Genomic DNA, 18,768 nt, shown 5'->3' on the forward strand with positions numbered 1-18,768 from the left:
TCATGGATAAGTAAGTAGTTTAGGTACGTTGTTCTTATCGGAAAAGTGTTGAAAAGCAATAAAAAATCGTAGTTCTTTTTATTTTATGTCTATTATCGTATATAGAAAGCTTTTTCACAAAGAAAACGTTCAATTTTTTTATAAGTCCAGCGAAAATGAATTAAAATGTTCACTTATGCTATACTGTGGGCGAGGTGAAGATCATGACTGTAAATGAATGGATTGGAATTGACGCTGAGCTTTTTTATCCTTATCGCAAGATTATAACCAAATCTGGGTATTTGTGTGGAACAAGTGCTGCGACTACTTTTTTATGCTATTACCAAGATCACCTAATGCCGACTATTATACCAGCGCATATTCGAGCAAAAGGTAGTGAAAATACGGCTGCTTTACAAGATTTATTGCGTGTAATTATTCAACCTTTTGATTTTCCAACGCTTTCTTTTCAAGTGGCCCATGGTATGTCTCGCTACTTTAGTCTATTTCATTTACCTTTACGGGCGCGACAAACACCCCTAGGAGGTCTGACCCGTGTAATAAAACGTATCGACCAAGGAAAACCAGTCATTGTGGGATTAATGAAACTAAAAGGCAGCACGTATGGCAATCACTGGGTGGTAGCTTATGCTTATAAAAAAGATGCTGTTGGCAATTATTGGCTCAAAATTCACGATAACTGGGGAGACTATCAAAAAATAGTTCCCGCTAGTTGGATTAATGGCACCATTTCTTTGGCGTAAAGTGAGAGGAAAGTGAACTTGCGCTTACGGTTCAAAAATGCCGCAAAAGATGTTAGAATAAAAAAGAATTTGTCATAAAAAATGACGTTTGTTAAAGAACTGCCAATAACTAAGGAGGCTATCATGGGGGAACAATACCAGGATCAATCGTTGAAAATTTTTAGCTTGAATGGAAATGAACCATTAGCAGAAAAAATCGCTGCTGTTTTTGGAACAAAATTAGGACAATGTGCCATTAAACAATTTAGTGATGGTGAAATTTCAATTAGTATTGAAGAAAGTGTGCGGGGTGCTCACGTCTACTTAATTCAAGCCACCAATCAACCTGTTAATGATTACTATATGGAATTGTTGATTATGATTGATGCAATGAAACGTGCAAGTGCCAAAACTATTAACGTCGTCTTGCCATACTACGGCTATGCTCGTCAAGATCGGACTGCACGACCTCATGAACCAATTACTGCCAAACTTGTAGCTAATATGTTACAAGAAGCAGGTGCAACACGAATTTTAACTTTGGATTTACATACCGTCCAAGTACAAGGATTCTTTGATATTCCAGTTGATAATTTGTTTACGATGCCACTTTTTGCCAAATACTATCGCGAAAAGAAAATGTATGGTGATGATTTTGTGGTGGTTTCACCAAAAAATTCAGGTGTTAACAGAACCCGAAGTTTAGCGGAATACTTGAATACGACACTGGCGATTGTAGACCAAGAAGAAAGCGATGAAAATGGCGGTTATGTCATTGGCGATGTCACGGGTAAGACGTGTATCATGGTAGATGATATTTTAAATACCGGCAATACTTTTAAAGTAGCGGCAAAATTGTTAAAAGAAGCTGGCGCAAAAGAAGTTTATGCTTGTGCATCTCATGCGTTATTATCCCCACCTGCTAAGGAAAATTTGGAAAGTGCGGGGATTACCAATATTTGTGTGACGGATTCTTGTTTAACCGATCCGAGTCGTCATCCTAATAATTTAACTTATATTACTTGTGGTGAACTAATGGGGGAAGCCGTTAAACGTATCCATGAAAATACACCAATGAGTCCATTATTTCGCTTAGAAGAAAAAGATTTTGATTAGTCTAAAGTCAAAAAGAACGTAACAAATGTACGGCAAATTAAACATAAATGACTAAAAAAATGTTGTTTATCTTTAAATGAGGCAGTGACATGCCATTTGTGTAGTATCGTTAAAGTTAACTCAAAGTTTAATTTTAACGATACTTCATGGTCACTGTCTCTTTTTATTTTGGCTAAAATAGTAATCAATTAATAAAACGTAACTTTTATGCTAGAATGACCCTAGTATAGACAAGAAAAGGTGAAGACAGTGAAAGAAATTTATTTGGACCATGCTGCAACAACGCCGCTACATCCGACGGTTATAAACGCAATGACTGAAGCAATGCCGATTTTTGGTAATCCTTCTAGCGTCCACGGTTTTGGTCGCAAAGCCCATGAAAAATTAGAAGCAAGTCGCTTATTAATTGCCAAAAGTTTAGGGGTTAAAGCGCATGAAATCATTTTTAATAGCGGCGGAACAGAAGGCGATAATACCGCTATTATCGGAACTGCTCTAGCTCGGCAACAACAAGGCCGGCATTTAATTACCACCGCCATTGAACATCCGGCTGTTTTAGAATCGATGCATTATTTAGAATCTTTGGGATTTGATGTGACGTATTTGCCGGTGGATGAAAAAGGTCAATTGTCTGTTGAAACAGTTAAAGATGCATTACGGCCAGATACAATTTTAGTTTCAATTATGGCCGCTAATAACGAAACTGGAAATTTATTACCGATTAAAGAAATTGGTGAACTTTTAAAAGATCATCCAGCTTTATTTCATACGGATGCCGTTCAAGCTTTTGGGAAAGTCCCTTTAAATCCTTACGAAAATCAGATTGATTTATTTAGTATTTCAGCCCATAAAATTAACGGGCCAAAAGGAGTCGGCTTTCTTTTTAAAAAAGACGGGGTTAGCCTACCAAGTTATCTTCATGGCGGAGAACAAGAAGAAAAAAGACGTGCTGGCACTGAAAATTTGATGGGAATTATTGGCATGGCGCAAGCTGTTGCCATTTTAACGCCAGAAAAACAAGCAGAAAATGCTGCGCATTATGCCAAATTAGCCGACTTGTTGTTAAAAAAATTGACTGAAGCTAACATTTCTTATCGCATTAATGGTGATTTACAGCATAAGTTGCCTCATGTTTTAAATTTACAACTGCTGGATGTCGATAATAATTTATTATTAATGAAATTAGATTTAAAAGGGCAAGCAATTTCAACTGGTTCTGCTTGTACAGCAGGTAATATTGAACCTTCCCATGTTTTAACGGCGATGTATGGTAAAGATAGTGATGCCATTCATGAATCAATTCGTGTCAGCTTTGGTTATGGAAATACTTTAGAAGATGTGGCTTATTTTGCCGATCAACTTATTGCCGCCTGCCAAAAATAATAGGTTCAGTATAGTCAAACCTTAAAAAAACTTTTATAATTAAAGTAATAATAAAATAGAGGTGAGCAGATGGCATTTCAAAAAACAGCAACTGTTTTAGGAGCAGCAGTAACCTACCAATTAAATCCTGAAGCAAAGAAATATACATTACGAGATAACGGCTTTAAAGAAACTAATGGCGGTAATTTTCAATTGATTCAACCTTTAGAGGCAACCCCTCAAAGTAAAGAAGGCTTTAAGCTAAAAATTACAGTCGACAGTGAAATTAAAACACTAAAAATGTCCGTTACCACTGCCAATGGCTTAAAAGCTGTTAATATTTTTAAAGATTCACAACACAAAATGTTGCAAGACAAATTTTACTTTTTAATGGATGGCTTTATTAGTCGTGGCTTATTTGAAAAAGTAGAAAAATAAACAATCAGTAAAACCGTTAGCTTGGGCTGACGGTTTTTTTGTCCTAATTTTTTAGTTGCGGTCATTTTTTACTTTATTTTTCTGGTGTAAAAAGAGGTATTTTTTTACCCTATTTGTTTGCTGGTTTATACTGAAAGTAACAAAAGCCGAGGAGGAGAAATTGATGGAAATTGCAGGTGAAAAAATCTATCCCATTGGATTGGGAACATGGCACATGGGAGATGATCCAGCCAAAAAGACAGCCGAGTTAAAAGCTTTAACAGCTGGTTTAGCCCAAACAACGCCAGATGCTAAAGTAGCGGTGGATACAGCAGAAATGTATGGCGAAGGGAACGCTGAAAAATTAGTCGGAGCGGCTTTAAGAACAATCAAGCGTGATAGTATCTATTTGATATCAAAAGTTTATCCTTGGCATGCTTCCAAAAAACAATTACCACAAAGCTTAGATGCCAGTTTAAAACGTCTTAATACCGACTATTTAGATTTATATTTACTCCACTGGCCTGGTGATACTCCGTTAGAAGAAACAGTAGTAGCGATGGAATCAGCTAAACAAGCAGGAAAAATTCGAAATTGGGGAGTCTCAAATTTTGATGTTACAGAGCTTAAGGCGTTAGCAAAAATTCCTGCTGGCAAAAATTGCGTGGCAAATGAAGTATTGTATAACTTAGGCAGTCGCGGGATTGAGTTTGATTTATTACCTTACATGAAAGAAAACAAGCTGCCTTTAATTGCCTATTCGCCAGTGGCTCAAGGGGATAGTCTGGGAAATCAGTTTTTAGCAGATGAAGTTTTACAATCACTAGCCCAAAAACATCAGTGTACTATATTTCAATTATTACTTGCTTGGGCAATTCGTCATGACAATACACTAGCAATTCCCCAATCAAGTAACCAACAACATGTGCTGGCAAATTTTGCCGCTGCTAAGATTTCATTAACCGAAGTTGAATGGGAACTGATAGCAACGCATTATCCTGCTCCCACTAAAAAACAGCCTTTGGCAGTATTGTAGGTGAAGAAAATGAAATTTTTTACCTCTGATACCCACTACTTTCATCAAGATTTATTAGGAGACAACGATTTTGCACCCCGACCTTTTAAAGATTTAGCTACGATGCATGAAATTATGATCAAAAATTGGAATGCCGTTGTAAAAGAAACAGATACAGTTTATCACTTAGGCGATATCGCCATGCATAAAGACTATGAAGCCGGTTATCCAGAAATTTTAGACTTACTGATGCGGTTAAATGGTCAAATTATCTTTATTAAAGGGAACCATGATCATCGGACATTATTCAAATTTTTAGCCCAAAATAATTGTGTTCTGGCCAATGGGCAAAATAAATTTGCTTTTGCAGATGTCGGTATTATTATAAAGTTCAATCATCATCAGTACTATTTAACCCATTACCCGCTACTTTTGGGTGTTACCAAAAATATCCGTAATCTTCACGGACACGTTCATCATTACAGCGTACCGATTAAAGAAAATATTAACGTTGGGGTAGATGCACCGGAGTTAGATTTTCTGCCGGATAAACAACCTTTTGGCAGACCAATTTCAGAAAATCAAATTGATCTTATTGCGGCAAAAAAAGGGATGGTATTGGCAAATATGAGTCAATAAAATAACGAAATTTACAATTCAATCTTTTGCGGTCGATTCAAAAGAAGGTAAGTAGATAAAATGCTTACCTTCTATTTTTTTATTTAAAATAATCACTAAATTATTTTAAATTTTTGTCATTTTGCTAAATAAAAGAAATTTCTATCTTATTTTTTTGAATATTAAGTTTGCGCATATTGACTTTATTGTTATATAATTAAAAAAAGATTAGATAATAATGTTAAAGTGAGTGATGAAAATGAAAACAAAAAATAAAAAAATTCTCTTAGTTTTATGTTTCAGTATTCTTTTTCCTTTTGTGGAAGCCATGTTGGGTAGTTCATTTACGTGGCGTCCCAAAGCAACGACTGAAAAAAATAATTTAATAAAAAAAGATTTTTTAACCATTGACTACACTGTCGCGGAGCATGAAAACGATTCACTGTTGTGGCATTTTTCTTATGAAAAAAATACACCAGAAATGCCAACTAAGTTACAAGCGCAGTTTTGGGATCAAAATGGTATCAAGAAATTAAAAGGTGAAAACTTTGAAGTAAAAGATGACTGGTTACAAGAAAAAGAATCAAGTAAAAATTTTAATCCTTATAAAAGTAATGGTACTTTTAGTGTTGTTACAGACAAAAATAGCCTTCCTAAGTTTCAATTTGATTTAATTCCACAAGAGTCACAAGGCGTAGAATACAAATTATCTGACGCTGAAAAAATGCACACACTCGATAATCCCCATGTAAAAAAACAAGTAATTCCCCTATCTGAAACTCAAGATAAAAATATAAAAACTACTAAAAGCGAACCAATGACGATTACTATACCCACAAATTCGACAGGTTGGCCAATAAATCAGGTTATTGTAAAAACTAAACAAGGTAATGAAGCATGGCAAAGTCATGATCCCAATGACCCACCCTATATTTTTCCCGATACATCGATTCAATTGGAATATACGTATGATTTAGATTTATTTTTTAAAACTCCGGCCGGTCAAAAAGTTCAAGCTGAAATTGAAGCCAATGCAGAGCGTCAACGTAATTTTGTTTTTAGCTTTGAGATTTCCGGTGATATTTATTTAGAAAAAAATATTAGTGAAGATTTGGTGATTGCTGATGAAAAAAGAGGCGAGTTTACCATTGTAAAAAATGGGGGGGCAGAAGGTAAAAATCATTTATGGATTGTTACTTTAAATAATGAAAACTGGGATAAAGAAAATGTCAAAGGGAAAATGAGCTTAACTTCTGCTATCACAGTGGAAGAATTAACAGAAACTGTGGAAGTAATGGTCGCAAAAGATGCAAATATCAATGAAACCATTCAGATTAAACCTGTAAAAGATGAGTACAGTTTACAAAAAGGTGTGATAAAAGAGCCAAATAAAGTTTCTATTGCCAATGAAAATTATCACTTAGTAGAGTGGGAAATTATGGTTACTCCTGGACGCGACAAAAATGATCCCACACAATATGTACCAATTAAAGATTTACGTATCACTGATGAAGATTTAACGGCTCTTTATCCTGCTAGTACAGATAAAGCAGCTGGGTTTTATCTACCACAAGGTGATTTGGCTAAAAAAATTGCCGATCAGTCAGATTATCAATTATTTAAAGTGCTTCTACAACAAGATGGACAAGAGTTAGAGTTAGTGGAAGGAAAAGATTACAAGCTTTCTTATGATAAAAGTAATGATTCAAAATTTTCCATTACTTTTTATAATTGGGCAGCAGGGATAGATACAAAGATAACGGGACCTTTAAAAATTCAATATACAACAGTTTTAAAAGATAATCATCCTAGCGAAGTGACTAACCAAGTTCAAAGTAATATTGCTGGTAGTGAGAAATTAGAAGCAATTGCTAAAACAGAATATTATCATGATGACTTAAAGAAAACATCAGTAGGAAAAGGCAACGGAATCATTGAGTGGACCATCGTTTATCATCGTAAAAAAGAAGAAAAAATCGATTTTAGTGATGTGATAAGTGAAGGGATAATCGACTTTCAATCATTAAAAGTTTTAGCTGAACTGAATAAAGGTCAGCAAGTTTTCCCTGAATTAACGTCAACACCAAATCAGTATCGAAATACTATTACTTTAAATGAAAAGAATGACAAAGAATTTATGCTAACAATTGGTGAGACTTTACCTAAAGGGCGCTATATGATTACTTATCAATCCAAACATGATGATGCCACAGGTCAAAAATTAGTTACCAACCAAATAAAAGGAGAAAATCTGCAAGCCATTGCTGAAGGCGTCACCTCATTAGCAGTTGAAAAAAAGGTAATACGACAAAATCTATTTCAAGAACAAGTTGAGATTAATTATGATGATAAAACAATTTTGTGGTCAGCTTCTATTACAACGGTTCCTGATGCAGGTGAGATTTTAATCAATGATGCAGCTATTCGCAAAAAAGATGCGACATTTTATAAAAATGGTCTCTTTTATTATTGGAACAAAGAGGCTGTTTTAAAAGCAGGCGAAGTATTGGTCACTGGTAAAAAATTTAATGAAGGAATTAATCAAGCTTACTTGAAAGAAAAAGGAATTATTGTTGCTTATGAAGAAAAAGGTGAATTTGTGGAAATTCCCCTTGAAGAAATTACCATTGATAATGGCAAAATCATTGAAGTAGACGGTAAAAAAGTTTATGACCCTCAATCTGGAATTGAGTTAGTTTCAAAAGACGTGAATTGGTCTGAGAAAAGCGCCGGTTTTAGCTTGAAAGTTGATGAGAAATATGCCGGTAAAAAATTATGGTTAGCAGTAGCTACAAAATATGGTGAAGAAGCAGGAATTGTTCCGCAACAACCAATTTCCAATTATTTTTACAATACAATAGAAGCTATTCAGGGTAACTTTGAAGGAAGCGCTAGCGCGAATACCAGTTGGACAAATGATGCCCAAATTAGTGCAGCTATCCGTAAAAGAGGAAATTTGGATATGGAAAATGCTAAGGTAGACTGGGAGATTTTAGCCAACACCCGTGGTTATGAAATAAAGGCTGGTGATGAAATAAGTGATCATTTGAACGTCTGGAAATTTGGCGATAATTCAAACAGTCTAATCCAAACAATGACAATGGCAGATTTAAGTAAGTTGGTTGTGCACCAGTTAAAAACAGAAGACGACGGTCAAAAAAATTCCACCACCGATTGGTTTCATGACTATAAAGAATCGTTATTAGTAGAAGATGAGGATTACGAGATTATACCTTTACAAAATAATAACGGGAAATGGATTGAGGTGCCAAAAGAACAGCAAACACCAGAGATTATTATCCGTGGTTTTACTTTACGATTTAAAAAGGATATGGACTATTCTGCTTTTAAGGTAAGTTTTTCTACCCGTTTGAATAAAGAGCTAATGATTAAAGAAAGTGGTGATAGTAATCAAATATTGAATACCGCTGCGTTAATCACACAAGCAGGAACAGAAACAACGGCTAATACAGTTACTTATAAAAAAATCAGGAATGGCGTTTATAAAAATGCGGGTGAATTTGACACTGAGTCAACAGAATTACCTTGGAGAGCAGTCGTTAATCCAGAAGGCGCACACCTTTATAATTTAGTGATTGAAGATAACTCAACAGATCAAGATATTATTCCAGGAAATATCAAGCTGTATTATGCGGATTTAGAGTATATTCAAACGAGTGATAAGGTTTGGGAAGCAAAAATTGAGCAAAAAAATGAAGTCGAAGCTGAAGCATATCAATTGGTGTATAGCCAGAGTAGCTTCAAGATTGAATTTAACAAAGATTTTGTAGTTACATCGCCACTAATAATTGAATATAGCGCCAAACCAAAAAGTGCCGATCAGAATTATATTGAAAATAATATTGAAATACGTTGGGGAGAAAAAGAATCAAAAAAACATACAGAAAAAGTGGAGTTACGGAATATTAACGCTTCTGGCACAATCAGCGGTGAGTCGCGGATGTTGACTGTAAAAAAACATAACCAATTAGATAAAGAAGAAGTGTTAGCTGGGGCGAAATTTGTTTTAGAAAAACAAATTAACGGTTCTTGGCAAGCTGTGAATGAAAAACAAGCTGAAGCTACAACGTCTGCTAGTGGCTTGCTGACTTTTACTGGTTTAAAATCTGGTAATTATCGAATAAAAGAAGTTACTGCTCCTTTAGGTTATGAATTGTTTTCAGAATACGCCTATTTTAAGCTCGATGATAAAAAACCAGAAGTAACAGATGAAAATGAAAGGATAAATGAGTTATTGCAACAGTTATATGTTTTTACAGAATCTGACAATCAGCTGAATCTCACATTAAACGTAGCAAATAAAAAGCTACCGCCGTTATCATTTCGTGCGTATAAAGTTTTAAAAGGGATGAAAGGTGCAGCAACTTTTGACTTTGTCTTAAAAGATACAGCGACAAACCAGATTGTAGCTTATGGTGAAGCGGTTATTAAAGCAGATCAAACAACAAGTGAGATTGATTTTTACACTTCTAATAAAAAAGATGTACCAATTAAAGATTGGCGCAAGCATTTAACAATAGGTAAAACATATACTTTAGAAGAAGTAAACCTACCTGAAAATGTCACTGTGAGTTACTATCTTGAAGAAACAAAAAAACATACCAACACGTTTACAGTAGAAGATAAGGCGCAAACACTACAGTTTCGGGTGACAAATACTTTTGAAAAAGGTTTTATGCCTGCGACTGGCGGAAAAGGAACGCATAACTTTATGATATTCGCTTTAAGTTTAAGTTTTGGTAGCATTTTGCTTGGTGGCTATTATAGCTGGCGTAATTTTAAGCAAAAAAATAAGTAGATAGCTGCCTTAGTTTACCAACGGTTTAAATTAGCATTTAAAGAAAATGCTAATTTAAAAACAAGTACATGAAATTATTAGACTTCTGTTGTATAATGACAAATACTGAAAAGTTGCGACCTTCAAATCGTTAAATTTTCGGAATTAACAATGAAATGATGGTGATTACATGACAGACAACAGCAAAATTCGCGTTGTCGTGGGCATGAGTGGCGGGGTGGATTCTTCTGTAACCGCACTTTTGCTAAAAGAACAAGGCTACGATGTCGTAGGTATCTTCATGAAAAATTGGGATGATACTGATGAGAACGGTGTCTGTACCGCAACAGAAGACTATAAAGATGTTGCCCAAGTGGCAGCACAAATTGGAATTCCGTATTATTCGGTCAATTTCGAAAAAGAATACTGGGATCGCGTGTTTGAATATTTCTTAGCGGAATATCGCGCCGGTCGCACGCCAAATCCTGATGTGATGTGTAATAAAGAAATTAAATTTAAAGCTTTCTTAGATTACGCGATGGAATTAGGTGCAGATTACGTGGCTACAGGTCACTATGCGCGTGTTTCAAAAGATGAAAATGGTGTTGTTCACATGCTCCGGGGTGTGGATAATAATAAAGATCAAACGTATTTCTTAAGCCAATTATCACAAGAACAACTTGCCAAAACAATGTTTCCTTTAGGTGGTATGCAAAAACCTGAAGTACGGGCTATTGCAGAACGTGCTGGGCTAGCTACTGCTAAGAAAAAGGATTCTACTGGCGTTTGTTTTATTGGGGAAAAGAATTTCAAACAATTTCTAAGTAATTACCTCCCTGCTAAAAAAGGGAAGATGGTTACACTTGATGGTGAAGTTAAAGGTGAACACGATGGTTTAATGTATTATACCATCGGTCAACGCCAAGGCTTAGGTATCGGTGGTGGCGGTGCTTCAAATGACCCTTGGTTTGTAGTAGGGAAAGACTTAGCCACTAATACGCTTTATGTCGGCCAAGGATTCCATCATCCAGCGCTTTACGCTGATCGTTTAGATGCTAGTACAATTCATTTTACAACCAATGAACCAATGCCACAGGAATTCAAATGCACAGCTAAATTCCGTTACCGTCAAGCAGATGTTCCGGTAACAGTACGCTTATTAGCTGATGATCGCGCGGAAGTTATTTTTGATGAACCAGTGCGGGCAATTACACCAGGGCAAGCAGTTGTCTTTTATGATGGTGACGAATGTTTAGGTGGAGGTCTAATCGACCACGCCTATAAAGCAGCTGAAGTTTTACAATATGTTTAAATTTTAAGATGTGTCCAAATGGGCGCATCTTTTTTTAGGTAAAAGGATGATGATTTTACACAGAGTATGAAGGAAAGCGTAAAATTATTGAAATTTAACTTTATGAACTAGCCTATTAATTGAGAGCTGACCGCTGCTGTTAACATTTCTTTTGATCCAGCACAGGCAACAGCTCTTCGGGAAAAATTCAAAAATTAGTTTCTGGTAAGAAGCACCAGAAGACGAATTTCTGAGATTTTTCCAAAAAGCTGACCGCTGCCTTTAGCTTTTCTGTGATCTAGCTTAATGAACTAACTCTCTACGGCAATAAGCTAAAATTTCATCTTATTGCTTGAGAGCTAAACGAGTTCATTTAGCTTTTCTTGATCCAGCACAGGCAGCAGCTTTTCGGGAAAAATTCAAAAATTAGTTTCTGGTAAAAAGCACCAGAAGACGAATTTCTGAGATTTTTCCAAAAAGCTAACCGCTGCCTTTAGCTTTTCTTGTTAAAAGAATTAACTTTTGCTAAAAAATATGGAATTAGAAAAAGCGGGAAGACATCATGGTGTAAAATATGAGTACTATTTTATTAGGAGAAAAAAGATGACGGAACAATCACGACGTAATACTAAACAAAAAAAGAAATTTAATCCATTTTTTATTGTTATTCCACTGCTTATTTTACTTATAGCTGGGGGCGCTTTTTTTGCGTATCATTTACAAAGTGAAAAGAAACAAGCCGCAAGAGAACAAGTGGTCAAAGATTTCACCACTTATTTAGCTGAGGGGAAATATGATAAAATTCCGAGTACACTTTTAACTGATACAGCCCAACGTAACGGTTATAGTAAGAAAGAAATCAGCGAAAAGTATCAAACTATTTTCACAGCCATTGAAGCAAAAAATATCAAATTATCCGATTTAAAAATAACTGCCGGAAAAAATGATCAATATCAAGTGACTTATGAGTTATCCTTATCGACGGCAATGGGTCAGTTGAAAAATTTGAAATATCAAACTTACCTTGCTTATGAAAATAATGAGCCGAAATTAGAGTGGGGACCCAATCTAATTTTTCCTCAAATGAGCGGTAAAGATAAAGTTAGTTTAACTGTCGATGCGCCAGTCCGTGGTCAAATTTTGGACCGTAATAATCAACCTTTAGCAGAAAATGGAACATTAAAGCAACTAGGTGTTGTACCACAAAAATTAGGCGAAGGTTCTGAGAAGGAAAAAAATATTGTAGCCATTGCTCAAATTTATGACTTAACTGAAAAACAAATTACACAAGCTTTAGCTCAAAGTTGGGTTAAACCTGATTATTTTGTACCTTTAAAAATCGTCGATGAAGCCAAAAGTTTACCTACTGGTGCTAGTATTCAAGAAATTACAGGCCGTAAATATCCGTTAGGGGCAGCCGCTGCACAATTAGTTGGCTATTTAGGTAAAATTACCGCTGAAGATTTAGAAAAACATCCTGAGTTGACCAGTGATGGTGAAATTGGGCGTGCGGGACTAGAAGCAACTTATGATGAAAAATTACGGGGAACAGCCGGTGGGAAATTAGCGATTACAGATGAAGCGGGTAACGAAAAATCGGTTTTATTAGAAACGAAGAAAAAAGATGGCGAATCAATTCACTTAACCATTGATAGTAGTTTACAAGAGTTAGCCTATAATGCTTTAGCGAATCAAGCGGGTGCAACAGTAGTAAGTGCACCTAAAACAGGGGATCTTTTAGCTTTAGTCAGCAGTCCCAGCTATGATCCTAATAAAATGACCAATGGGATTTCTCAAAAAGAGTATGATGCTTATGAAAAAGACAGCAAAAAGCCATTTTTAAATCGTTTGGTGACCGGCTACGCGCCAGGATCTACCTTTAAAACGATCACTGCTGCTATTGGGCTTGATAATGGCAGTTTAGATCCTAATCAAAAAGTTGCAATTAACGGATTAAAATGGCAGCAAGATAGCTCTTGGGGAGACTATTATGTCACCCGCGTTTCAGATGTTCCTTCAGTGAATTTAAAAGATGCATTGGTTTATTCAGATAATATTTACATGGCGCAAGCAACGTTGAAGATGGGAGAAAAAGCTTTTCGAGCTGGCTTAGATCAATTTATCTTTGGGGAAGAACTAGATTTACCGCTTGCTATGAATCCTGCACAAATCAGCAATGAAAAAAGTTTTGATTCTAAGATTTTACTCGCTGATACTGGCTATGGCCAAGGACAACTATTAATTAATCCTATTCAACAAGCAACGATGTATTCTGTTTTTGCCAACCAAGGGACACTTGTCTATCCAAAACTTATAAAAGACGCTAAGACAAAAGAAAAAGAGGCAGTCGTAAAAGCTGCCAGTGTCGCACAAATAAATGAAGATTTACAGGCTGTTGTAACAGATCCAAACGGTACAGCTCACAGTTTGAGTAGTTTAGGCTTTTCATTAGCTGCAAAAACAGGTACAGCTGAAATCAAAGAAAAACAAGATGAAAAAGGGCAAGAAAATAGCTTCTTACTAGCCTATGAAGGAGAAGGTAGTAGCTATCTCTTTATTAGTATGTTAGAAGACCGTCAAGAAAATGAATCAGCTACGCAATTAGCCCCTTCTGTTTTACAATATTTACACGATCACTATTAATAGATAAAAAATTGACCTGAATGGATAACTATTTTATTGAGATGATGAAAACTCAAAAAATAGTCATAATTCCATTTGGGTTTTTCTCGTTTTATCAGTTGGACAAAATAATCTATTTTATTCTTGTTTTTTTATTTTGTTAAAAGGAGGTATCACTTCAAACAAAAGATACTAAAATTAGCTTTTTGTTGCGAAAAAAAAGCGTTTATCTTTCAATTTATTCGCGCAATTTGATCTAATAAAAATAACAGTCCCTCTTAATTAATTCGATTCTGTCGCCCGTTAAAAAGTGTTTAACTTTTTTATAAGGGAAAAAAGAAGTTTTAATAATATTTATCTTTTTTCAAAAGAAAAATTATTTAAAACGAATAATATGTTCAAATTAAATAAAAATAATAATAGTTATTTAAATTTAGTGCGAATTTCTTGTCAGCGTAAGGATTCATGAGTATGATTAATGCAAATGGGGAATAAAAGGAGCAATAAGCATGTATCAGGTTGTTATTATGTATGGGGACAACGAGCCGTGGTGGTTCTTTGAAGATTGGCAAAATGATATTAAAGAAGAATATACTTTTACTGATTTAAATGCGGCAGAACAATTTTATGAAACCAAGTGGCTAGAATTAAGTCCGAATTTTACACATCTGAAATCTCATCCCAATTATCAAGCAGCATTTTGGAACGAAAGGGACGAGCGTTGGTGTGAAGAGTGTGATGACTATTTGCAACAATACACGGGACTGGTTTTATTAAAAGATTATGCTGCGGTTACAAAAGAAAGTGCGTCAAACCTTTGTCAAACCATAAATGGTGAAGCAAGACTACGTGTATGTAGACGTAAGGTAGCAAATTAATCATTAAGTATAAGCTTAAACTGGCTGTGGTAGTTAGTTTAAGCTTTTTTAGTTTAGTAGATAAATGACAGTTAAAATTTGTTATTTCCTCTTATTAGAGTTTGTAAGATTATTTAATAGCAGTTTAGCTTTCAAAAGGGAGCTGTTATAATGAAGGACAGGAAATGGACAAAGTGATGTCGCTAAAACCTGAATTATTTCATAGAACTATAAATTTTAACAAAGTCCTGTTTTAAAGGAGCAGATATGGGAAAAAAATTAGTGTTAACCGAAAAACCAAGTGTAGCCAAAGATTTTGCTAAAGTCTTAGGGGCAAAACCAAAAGGAAAAGATTATTTTGAAAATGACCAATATGTTATTACTTGGGCATATGGCCATTTATTAACTTTAAAATTACCTGAAGATATTAAACAAGAGTGGAAAACATGGAAGATGGAAACATTACCCATGATTCCAAAACACATCGGAATTAAGCCGTTACCAAAAACTAATCGACAATTAAAATTAATTGGAAACTTAGCTAAACGGCAAGATATTACCGGTGGCATTATTGCGACAGATGGTGGTCGTGAAGGAGAAGCTGTTGGTCGCTATATTTTTGAATGGATTCGATTTAATAAACCATTAGAGCGGCTTTGGATATCTTCACAAACAACAAAAGCAGTAAAAGAAGGTTTCCGGCAATTAAAACCAGCAAAACAATACGATAATTTGTATCAATCAGCTGTGGCACGAGGAAAAGCCGATTGGCTGGTGGGGTTAAATGTAACCCGCGCTTTAACGGTAAAATACCAAGATAGTCTAAGTGCTGGTCGAGTTCAGACACCCACTTTGGCATTAGTGGCAAAAGCCCAGGAAAAATCAGAAAAATTTATTCCTGAAACTTATTACACCATTGATTTGTTATATGACAATGAAAAAGGGCGTCTACAGCTAAAAAATCCGCAACAATTACACGAACGTAACCAAGCAGAAGCGCTCGTTGCAAAATGGCAAAATCAAATTGGCAAAGTAAAAGACGTTACAGTAAAAGAAAAGCGTCAGTCGGCGCCTTTACCTTATGATTTAACAGAATTACAACGAGTAGCCAATAGTAAGTATCAATACTCCGCTAAAAAAACATTGTCGTTAGTGCAAAGTTTATATGAAACCCATAAAGTGGTCAGCTATCCGCGGACAGATTCAAAATATTTACCAAAAGATGTGGCTGGCACGTTAAAAGAACGATTACAAGCGCTGGCGACAGTGGATAATCGGGCCAAAACGTATTTAAAAGAAGGGGCCAAAGTCAAACAAACTGCAGTTTTCAATGATAGTAAAGTAACCGATCACTATGCGCTAATCCCAACAGAAGAACGTCCCCGTTTTGAAAAGATGTCAACGGATGAAAGCCGCATTTATCATTTGATTGTAGAACGTTTTCTAGGGTTATTTGCCGACCAATATATAACGGCAAATGTGAAGGCAATAGTTGAATTTCCTGCTGGTGAATTTATTTTTCGTCAAGAAAAAGTATTGCAAAATGGTTGGCAAAAAGTGAGTGAAAAACCGACTGAAAAACCGAATGAGAAATTAACAGATTGGGAAAATGTCAAAAGCGTTAAGGGTCAATTTGCGATTAATAAAGAATTGACCACCCCACCTAAGTTGGCAACAGAAGGTAGTTTGTTAGCCCAGATGGAAAAGTATGCCTTAGGAACCCCCGCCACGCGTGCAGAAATTATTGAAAAACTATTAAAATCAGAATTAATGGAACGTAGAGGCAATGTTTTAGCCGTAACACCTAAAGGTAAACAACTGTTAAATTTAGTCAATGCCTCTCTTGTCAGTCCTGATTTAACTGCAAAATGGGAAAGAAGTTTAGAAAATATTGCGCAGGGAAAAGAATCTGCTGCTAGCTTTTTAAAAGGAATTGAAAAAGACACTGCACGATTAGTAAGTGAAATTAAAGAATCCAAAGAAACGTATAAAGATTACACGCTTACGACTAAACTTTGTCCTGAATGTGGCGCACAGCTAAAAGAACGCAACACAAAAGATGGTAAAATCTATATTTGTTCCAATACTGAATGTAGTTACCGTCGCAGAAAAGAACCGAAAGTTTCGAATCATCGTTGTCCTCAGTGTCATAAAAAAATGGAAATTTTAGATGGTAAAAATGGTGCCTTCTTTAAATGTAAATATTGTGGTATCACTGAAAAAATACCAGATAAAAAAGCCCGTAATAAAAAATGACAAAACAAGAAGAAAGAAAATTAGTTAAGAAATACAGTAAGCAAGAAGAAACAGAAAGTCCTTTGGCGTTAGCATTAAAAGCTGCGATGCAACAAGAGGATTAAAAAAAGGCGTGGCCATTTTAAAGTGGTCGCGCCTTTTTAATCGGTGAGAAGATACGGTGAATGTGAAATGCAATTTTCAAAATGCCATCTTCTTACTTGCGAGCTGGACACTTTCGTTTTGCTTTTCTTTAATCTAGCAAAATGAACTAACTCTCTACGACAATAAGCCAAAATCTTGAGAAATTTGGGGAACAATTGGGCAAGATTTTGGCTTATCGCTTGCAAGCTATGGGAGTTCATTTTGTTTTTTTATATGTCTAGCTTCACAAATGAACTCTTGGCGACGTTAAGTACGTCCTCATTTTTTTACTAACGATCTGGTAAAACTAAATTTAAAAAGATGCCAATTAAAGTGGACAATGCCATGGCTGATAAGGTGAATGTTCCAGCTTCAAAAACCAAACCGCCAATACCGATTACCAAAATACTTGAAGTAATCAATAAGTTTTTCTTTTTATCAAAGTTGGTATTATTTTCAACTAAAATTTTCAATCCACTTGCGGCAATTACCCCGAATAAAACAAAGCTAATACCAGAGATTACTGGTCCTGGAATACTTAAAATTAAAGCACTTAATTTTCCGACAAAGCCTAAAACGATAGCTAAAACAGCAGCACCACCGATAACAAATACGCTATGCACACGTGTGATTGCTAATACCCCAATATTTTCACCGTAACTAGTAACGGGTGGGCCACCGACAAAGCCTGCCACAATTTGTGCTAAGCCATCCCCCATTAATGTTCGATCCATGCCAGGATCAGAAAAGAAATTGCGTTTGGTCAATTTATTTAACACCATTAAATGGCCGATATGCTCTGTCATGGTTACAAAGGCAATTGGTGCCATAGTGGTAATTGCATTGAAGTAAAGTTTTGGCTGATATTGGACAAACATAACTTCAAATGCCGGTAACTGTAACCACGGCGCATCAAGAACTGGTTGAAAGTCGACAATGCCAAAGGCTAAGGCGATGAGATAACCAGAAATAATTCCGAGTAAAATGGGAATTAGTCCTAAAAAACCAGTTAAAAACATGTTGAAAATAATTGTCACAGCTAAAGTCAATAAGGCTACAGCAACGTATTTAAAATCATAATTACCACTGGCATTATACATGGCGTTGTTAGCGGCATTACTTGCTAGACCTAGACCAATTACCATAATGACTGGTCCTACTACAATAGGAGGTAAGACTTTATCTAACCAAGCAGTTCCAATTTTTTTGATTAGAAAAGAAACGATTAAGTAAACCGCACCGGTTGTTAAAGCACCTTGGGCAATAGCCGGATAACCGTCTGTTTTCATCAATAATTGCATGGCGGCAATAAAAGCAAAACTGCTACCAAGATAAGCGGGTATTTTACCTTTTGTGACGGTTAAATAAACCAGTGTCCCAAGGCCAGAACTAACTAAAGCGATACTTGGGTTAATACCAACTAAAATGGGAACTAAGACGGTGGCACCAAACATAGTAAATAAATGCTGTAAACTTAACCCAAACCAATGAAATGGTGTGGGGCGATCGTGGATGTCTAAGACGACATCATCATTGTGAAAGTGAATATCATTTTTTTCTGCCATAAAAAA

Annotated in this window: 11 protein-coding genes and 1 pseudogene; 11 read left to right on the forward strand and 1 reads right to left on the reverse strand. The window is 35.7% G+C overall.

The window, feature by feature from the left end:
• The first annotated feature begins 203 nt into the window (after nt 1-203).
• The 11 genes and pseudogenes from IGI65_RS04625 (at nt 204) to IGI65_RS04675 (ending at nt 17,178) form a co-directional block, all read left to right on the forward strand.
• Complete coding sequence (locus IGI65_RS04625; RefSeq protein ID WP_438773378.1) at nt 204-743, forward strand: hypothetical protein; 540 nt, start codon at nt 204-206, stop codon at nt 741-743.
• Nucleotides 744-866: 123 nt separating this feature from the next.
• A complete protein-coding gene (locus IGI65_RS04630; RefSeq protein WP_071864637.1) occupies nt 867-1,838 on the forward strand; it encodes a ribose-phosphate diphosphokinase in 972 nt (323 codons plus the stop codon).
• Nucleotides 1,839-2,087: 249 nt separating this feature from the next.
• Entirely contained in the window at nt 2,088-3,221 is a 1,134-nt protein-coding gene (locus IGI65_RS04635) for a cysteine desulfurase family protein (protein ID WP_095005891.1), read from the forward strand.
• Between the two features lie 69 nt (nt 3,222-3,290).
• Nucleotides 3,291-3,638 carry a DUF1831 domain-containing protein gene (locus tag IGI65_RS04640; RefSeq protein ID WP_071864639.1) on the forward strand — a complete coding sequence of 116 codons (348 nt, stop codon included), beginning with the start codon at nt 3,291-3,293 and terminating at the stop codon, nt 3,636-3,638.
• A gap of 163 nt (nt 3,639-3,801) precedes the next feature.
• Nucleotides 3,802-4,653: an aldo/keto reductase gene (locus IGI65_RS04645; RefSeq protein ID WP_438773379.1), complete on the forward strand. Its 852-nt coding sequence runs from the start codon at nt 3,802-3,804 to the stop codon at nt 4,651-4,653.
• Between the two features lie 9 nt (nt 4,654-4,662).
• Entirely contained in the window at nt 4,663-5,271 is a 609-nt protein-coding gene (locus tag IGI65_RS04650) for a metallophosphoesterase (protein WP_438773380.1), read from the forward strand.
• Nucleotides 5,272-5,509: 238 nt separating this feature from the next.
• Complete coding sequence (locus IGI65_RS04655) at nt 5,510-10,069, forward strand: prealbumin-like fold domain-containing protein (protein WP_438773381.1); 4,560 nt, start codon at nt 5,510-5,512, stop codon at nt 10,067-10,069.
• 169 nt (nt 10,070-10,238) lie between these two features.
• On the forward strand, nt 10,239-11,360 hold the full coding sequence (mnmA, locus tag IGI65_RS04660) for a tRNA 2-thiouridine(34) synthase MnmA (protein WP_095005894.1): 1,122 nt from the start codon (nt 10,239-10,241) through the stop codon (nt 11,358-11,360).
• A 582-nt stretch (nt 11,361-11,942) separates the two neighbouring features.
• Nucleotides 11,943-13,982: a penicillin-binding protein PBP4(5) gene (pbp4, locus tag IGI65_RS04665; protein WP_438773382.1), complete on the forward strand. Its 2,040-nt coding sequence runs from the start codon at nt 11,943-11,945 to the stop codon at nt 13,980-13,982.
• Nucleotides 13,983-14,470: 488 nt separating this feature from the next.
• Complete coding sequence (locus tag IGI65_RS04670) at nt 14,471-14,839, forward strand: DUF1033 family protein (protein ID WP_438773383.1); 369 nt, start codon at nt 14,471-14,473, stop codon at nt 14,837-14,839.
• A 246-nt stretch (nt 14,840-15,085) separates the two neighbouring features.
• Nucleotides 15,086-17,178 (forward strand): annotated as a pseudogene (locus tag IGI65_RS04675) (DNA topoisomerase 3).
• 309 nt (nt 17,179-17,487) lie between these two features.
• Here IGI65_RS04675 and IGI65_RS04680 read toward each other — a convergent pair.
• Nucleotides 17,488-18,762 carry a solute carrier family 23 protein gene (locus tag IGI65_RS04680; protein WP_438773384.1) on the reverse strand — a complete coding sequence of 425 codons (1,275 nt, stop codon included), beginning with the start codon at nt 18,760-18,762 and terminating at the stop codon, nt 17,488-17,490.
• Between the last annotated feature and the right edge of the window lie 6 nt (nt 18,763-18,768).

It is taken from the genome of Enterococcus sp. DIV0755b (genome assembly GCF_051713765.1).
In the GTDB taxonomy this organism is placed as follows: Bacteria; Bacillota; Bacilli; order Lactobacillales; family Enterococcaceae; genus Enterococcus_C; species Enterococcus_C canintestini.

What these genes read in the sequence shown, in the direction of transcription:
- IGI65_RS04655 (WP_438773381.1), top strand. Translation starts at nt 5,510, where the DNA reads ATGAAAACAAAAAATAAAAAAATTCTCTTAGTTTTATGTTTCAGTATT.
- IGI65_RS04650 (WP_438773380.1), top strand. Translation starts at nt 4,663, where the DNA reads ATGAAATTTTTTACCTCTGATACCCACTACTTTCATCAAGATTTATTA.
- IGI65_RS04680 (WP_438773384.1), bottom strand. Translation starts at nt 18,762, where the DNA reads ATGGCAGAAAAAAATGATATTCACTTTCACAATGATGATGTCGTCTTA.
- IGI65_RS04640 (WP_071864639.1), top strand. Translation starts at nt 3,291, where the DNA reads ATGGCATTTCAAAAAACAGCAACTGTTTTAGGAGCAGCAGTAACCTAC.
- IGI65_RS04630 (WP_071864637.1), top strand. Translation starts at nt 867, where the DNA reads ATGGGGGAACAATACCAGGATCAATCGTTGAAAATTTTTAGCTTGAAT.
- IGI65_RS04625 (WP_438773378.1), top strand. Translation starts at nt 204, where the DNA reads ATGACTGTAAATGAATGGATTGGAATTGACGCTGAGCTTTTTTATCCT.
- IGI65_RS04670 (WP_438773383.1), top strand. Translation starts at nt 14,471, where the DNA reads ATGTATCAGGTTGTTATTATGTATGGGGACAACGAGCCGTGGTGGTTC.
- IGI65_RS04645 (WP_438773379.1), top strand. Translation starts at nt 3,802, where the DNA reads ATGGAAATTGCAGGTGAAAAAATCTATCCCATTGGATTGGGAACATGG.
- pbp4 (WP_438773382.1), top strand. Translation starts at nt 11,943, where the DNA reads ATGACGGAACAATCACGACGTAATACTAAACAAAAAAAGAAATTTAAT.
- mnmA (WP_095005894.1), top strand. Translation starts at nt 10,239, where the DNA reads ATGACAGACAACAGCAAAATTCGCGTTGTCGTGGGCATGAGTGGCGGG.